This window comes from Amycolatopsis ruanii (genome assembly GCF_003385175.1).
Taxonomy (GTDB): Bacteria; Actinomycetota; Actinomycetes; order Mycobacteriales; family Pseudonocardiaceae; genus Amycolatopsis_E; species Amycolatopsis_E thermalba.
The window spans coordinates 1-4,381 of record NZ_PQHY01000148.1 but is presented as its reverse complement, the minus strand read 5'-3'; the positions used below and the strand labels follow the sequence as shown (position 1 = coordinate 4,381).

Genomic DNA, 4,381 nt, shown 5'->3' with positions numbered 1-4,381 from the left:
AAGGCTTCTACAACACACGCCGACTACATTCAGCGCTGGGATATCGACCACCGATCGAAGTGCTCGACGAATGGTTCACCAATCAGCAGGTTGCGTGATACAGTCCGCTTGAGCCGCGTCCGAGATTTTCGGAGCACATCACTTTCCCGCCTTGACACGACTGCTCGGCGACTGAAACACAATCAGGCATCGGGGGCGGGGGTGGTCGGAAGGTGACCTTCCGGCGCCGTAGGCGCCTCCGCCCGTAGGGCGGGCTCTTCGCCTGCCCAACGTCACCTCTAAAGATCAAAAGATGTCCTCGCCGGACGGGCAGGCTCCGGGATGACGGGGGAATGCAGGCACCTCACCTCGGGTGGGTGGTCGCCGGGTGGTCATCCCGTCGCCTTCCGGTTTGTGCATATCACTTTGAGCCAGGCCCGCAAGGTTGGCATGTTCGGCCGCGGGAGAGAGCCCGGGTTGCGGGCCTGGCTCAAAGTGATCGTCACGTGTCAGGCGACGGGATGACCACCCAGCTACCTTGGGTTCAAAGGCTGCGCTGCGCGCTCTGGTTGATTGCGTTGAAGCGGGTTAGCGCTACCTTTCGTTCCTCCGCGTGGTCCACCATCGGGGACGGGTAGTTCTTCGGGGGGTGCGGCAACTTCCAGGGTTGGTGCACGGCTTTCCCTGGAATCTCCCGTAGTTCCGGCACGTACCGTCGCACGTAGTCGCCGTTCGGGTCGAACTTTTCGCCCTGGGTGGTGGGGTTGAAGACGCGGAAGAACGGCGCCGGGTCCGTTCCCGTGCCCGCCACCCACTGCCAGTTCAGCTGGTTGGACGCCAGGTCGCCATCAACCAAACTGTTCATGAAGTGCCGCGCGCCCAGCCACCACGGCTGGTGCAGGTCCTTGACCAGGAAACTCGCCACGATCATCCGCACCCGGTTGTGCATCCAGCCCTCCGCGAGCAGCTGCCGCATCCCCGCGTCGACGATCGGGTAGCCCGTCCGGCCCGTGCGCCACCGCTCGAAAGCGTCCAGGTCGGTGTCGTACTCCAGCTCGTCGAACCGGCTGTCGTAGTTCCGCCGCGCGGTTTCCGGGCGGTGGTACAGCACGTCCGCGTAGAACTCGCGCCACGCCAGCTCGCTGCGCAGCGACTCGGCGTCCTTGCCACGCACCGCATCCAGACCGGCCAGCAGCGTGCGCGGGTGGATGCAGCCCCAGCGCAGGTACGGCGACAGCCGCGTCGTGGCGGGCCGGTCGGGGCGGTCGCGGTCGGTCGCGTAACCGTCCAGACCGCCGTCGAGGAACCTCTCCCACGCCTCACGCGCGGCAGCCTCGCCCGGGCGCGGCAGGGACATCGAGCCCAGGTCGGGGATTCCGGGCAGGCGAAACGGTTCCTCCGGTTCGAGCCAGTCCACTTCGGACCGCGCGGCCGGGGCGCGCCACCCGTGCCGGCACCAGGCCCGGTAGAACGCGCTGAACACCCGGTACGGCTCGCCGTCCGGTTTGGTGATGCGGCCCGGGGTCACGGCGTAGGACGAACCGCACTCGACCCACTCGATCTCCCCCAGCGCCTCGGCCACCGCCCGGTCCCGGCGGCGTCCGTACGGCCCGGTGTCGGTGCTGACGTGCACGCTGCCCGCACCGATCGACCGGGCCACTCGCGGCACCTCGCGCACGGGATCGCCGTGCACCACCATCAGCCGCCCGTCCAGGCTCTCCGCCAGCGACTCCAGGCACCCGTACAGGAACGCCTGCCGTGGCCTGCCCGCTGGCTTCAGCAGCGCTTCATCCAGCACGTACAGCGCGAGTACCCGGGTGGCGCGTTCGCTCGCGCTCAGCAGGGCGGGCAGGTCGGCCAACCGCAAATCGCGCCGAAACCATAACAAGGCGGTACCCACCGGTCCGACTCTAGGCGATCCGGGTCAATCCGGCTCGGCGACTACTCGGCCAGGAACGCCGGTGACCGTGCGTACGTCTAGATCATGTGCGGCAGACACCGGAGAACCCCGTGTTCGTGGGCGCCCATGCCCTGGTCGGCCGGGTCCGGACGCTGTTTGGCCCGGAGCTCCGCGTCCGCGGCGACGTGCCGCTCCCCCTGGTCTGCCTGCTCCGCAAACCGGGTTCGGTGACGTTCCTGCCCCGGCCGGGCGCCCAGCTGGACGTCGAGCTCCGCCAGGTCCCGCACGCCTACCTCGACGCCGGCGCCGTGCGCAACCCGGCGGTCCTGCCGCTGCTGGAAGAGCTGTACGACCGCCTCGGCGCGGACGCGTTCGGCCACGGCCACCTCAAGCACTTCGACCACTACCGGCTCGCGCAAGGGCGACCGGCCGATCGTGCGGTTGCTGCGCGACTGGACCGGGCAGCGCGGACCGGACGGGGCGGACGCGGCGGTCGAGCACGTGCCGGCGGGCGGCTGGAGCAAGGTCGCGCTCAGCGTGCCGTGGTGGATCCTGCGGTACTTCGGGTTCCGGTGGGGTCGGCACCGCGTGCCCGGGCTGGGCCGGGAGAGCCGCTGGTTCATGCGGCAGCCGTTCATGGTTCCGCGCCACTCGGCGGACTTCCTCGGGTTCGCCGAGCGCCTGACCCGGGACCGGCTCGGGTCGGAGAACCCCGAGCAGCTGTTTCGATCGGAGCACTATTTGCCGGCCCGCTGACCAACCTTCACACACGGCGCCTGCCGCTTCAGTTGGTGGTGTTCGCGACGCCGTATCTGGCTTCCATCATCAGTACGGCCTCGTCCACGACGTGTGCCATCGATGCGTCGTCGGGAGACCAGTTCATGAGCAGCATCCGGGGCCAGAAGACGTAGTTGGAGATCATCCCGAGAAACTGGGTAGCTGCCAGCTCCGTGTCGTCCAGCTTGGCCGTTCCTAGGGCTTTCTCGGTGTCGAGATACCGGCGTACCGAGTCGAAGTAGGGCATCTTGCCGCGCTCGAAGTGGGCCTCGCCCAACTCGGGGAAGCGTGGCAGCTCGGCGATGACGATGCGGAAGAGGGCCGCCATGCCGGGCCGGGTAAGGAGGGCAACGTACCGGCGGCCGATCGCAGTCAGGCCCGCCCGCAGGTCGCCCGTCGGTGGGCGGAGGTCGCCTTCGTCCTCGACCTTCCAGGACTCCGTCACGATCGCGTCGAACAGCGCCGCCTTGGTCGGGAACTGCTTGAACAGGGTCGCCTTCGACACCCCAGCTGCCTCGGCGACCTTGGCCAACGACGTGCCGGCGTACCCGCCGTCGAGGAACAGTCGGGTGGCCGCCTCGATGATGGCTGCCCGCTTCTGCTCGGCGACGCGCCGGTGGTAGGTCGAAGACTCCGTCGTCATGGACGCATCCTACGCGAGACGAGTCACTTGACTCACCACCTGTCGTGGACGTAGCTTGGTGGCGAGGTGAGTCACTCGACTCACCTCCGTTTGTAGAGAGGACCGCGTCATGGGACGCTTCGACAAGCACACCGTTCTCGTCACCGGCGGCACCGGCGGGCAGGGCGCCAGCCACGTCCGGGCCTACCACGAGGAGGGGGCGAACGTCGTCATCGCCGCGCTCTCCGAAGGGCCGGGCGAAGAACTCGCCGCCGAACTCGGCGAGCGGGCACTGTTCGTCCGCCTGGACGTCACCGATGAGGACGCCTGGGCCGCGACGGTCACCGAGACCGAACGCCATTTCGGGCCGATCGCGGTGCTGGTCAACAACGCCGGCGTCCAGAACCCCGCAGTGCCGATCGAGGCGATCGAACGGCGGGTCTGGGACCGCATTCTCGACGTCAACCTCACCGGCGCGTTCCTCGGCATCAAGGCCGTGACCCCGTCACTGCGCCGCAACGGCGGCGGAGTGATCGTCAACATCGCCTCCACGATGGCCCACGTCGGCACGTCGCTCTACGCGCCCTACGTCGCCAGCAAATGGGCGCTGCGCGGGCTCACCAGGACCGCCGCGCTGGAGCTGGGCCGGGACGGCATCCGGGTCAACTCCATCCACCCCGGCGTCATCTCCACCCCGTTGATCAGCGAGCCGATCGCGGGCCAGCCGCCCATCGCGGACTTCTTCTCGCCCGAGCCGTACGCCATCCCGCGGTTGGGCACCCCGGCCGACATCACCGCTCTGCTCCTCTACGTCACCTCGGCCGACGCCTCATTCGTCACGGGCTCGGAGTTCGTCGCGGACGGCGGGCTCCTGCTCGGCCCCGCCCTGCAGCCCGACACGACGGCGGCGTGACCGAATCACCAGCCGCCCTGAGCGCCCCGTCGGTCCGGCTGGGTTTCTGCGGGGGCCCGGTGGGGGTCTATCCCGTGATCGGTGTTTCTGGCGGTTCGGTTAGTAGGTTTCGGCGGCCGGCCAGCGGTCACCGAAGGTGATGGCGAAGGCGTTGAGTACGGGTTTCCAGCGCATCGTCCATCGGGCGCGG

Annotated in this window: 5 protein-coding genes; 2 read left to right on the top strand and 3 right to left on the bottom strand. The window is 68.5% G+C overall.

Annotation, left to right across the window (positions count from 1 at the left end; translation table 11 throughout):
- Window positions 1-523: 523 nt before the first annotated feature.
- Window positions 524-1,867 carry a cryptochrome/photolyase family protein gene (locus D0D28_RS35105; RefSeq protein ID WP_094004422.1) on the bottom strand — a complete coding sequence of 448 codons (1,344 nt, stop codon included), beginning with the start codon at window positions 1,865-1,867 and terminating at the stop codon, window positions 524-526.
- An 89-nt stretch (window positions 1,868-1,956) separates the two neighbouring features.
- Window positions 1,957-2,283, bottom strand: coding sequence for a hypothetical protein (locus tag D0D28_RS35100; RefSeq protein WP_094004421.1), 327 nt, complete (start codon window positions 2,281-2,283; stop codon window positions 1,957-1,959).
- Between the two features lie 31 nt (window positions 2,284-2,314).
- Between D0D28_RS35100 and D0D28_RS35095 the strand changes: the two genes are divergently transcribed.
- Window positions 2,315-2,635, top strand: a complete 321-nt coding sequence (locus D0D28_RS35095; protein WP_116115506.1) for a hypothetical protein — start codon at window positions 2,315-2,317, stop codon at window positions 2,633-2,635.
- Between the two features lie 28 nt (window positions 2,636-2,663).
- Here D0D28_RS35095 and D0D28_RS35090 read toward each other — a convergent pair whose 3' ends face one another.
- A complete protein-coding gene (locus D0D28_RS35090) occupies window positions 2,664-3,299 on the bottom strand; it encodes a TetR/AcrR family transcriptional regulator (protein WP_094004419.1) in 636 nt (211 codons plus the stop codon).
- Between the two features lie 109 nt (window positions 3,300-3,408).
- Between D0D28_RS35090 and D0D28_RS35085 the strand changes: the two genes are divergently transcribed.
- Window positions 3,409-4,191 (top strand): SDR family NAD(P)-dependent oxidoreductase, encoded by a 783-nt coding sequence (locus tag D0D28_RS35085; RefSeq protein ID WP_094004418.1) that lies wholly within the window; start codon window positions 3,409-3,411, stop codon window positions 4,189-4,191.
- Window positions 4,192-4,381 lie beyond the last annotated feature (190 nt).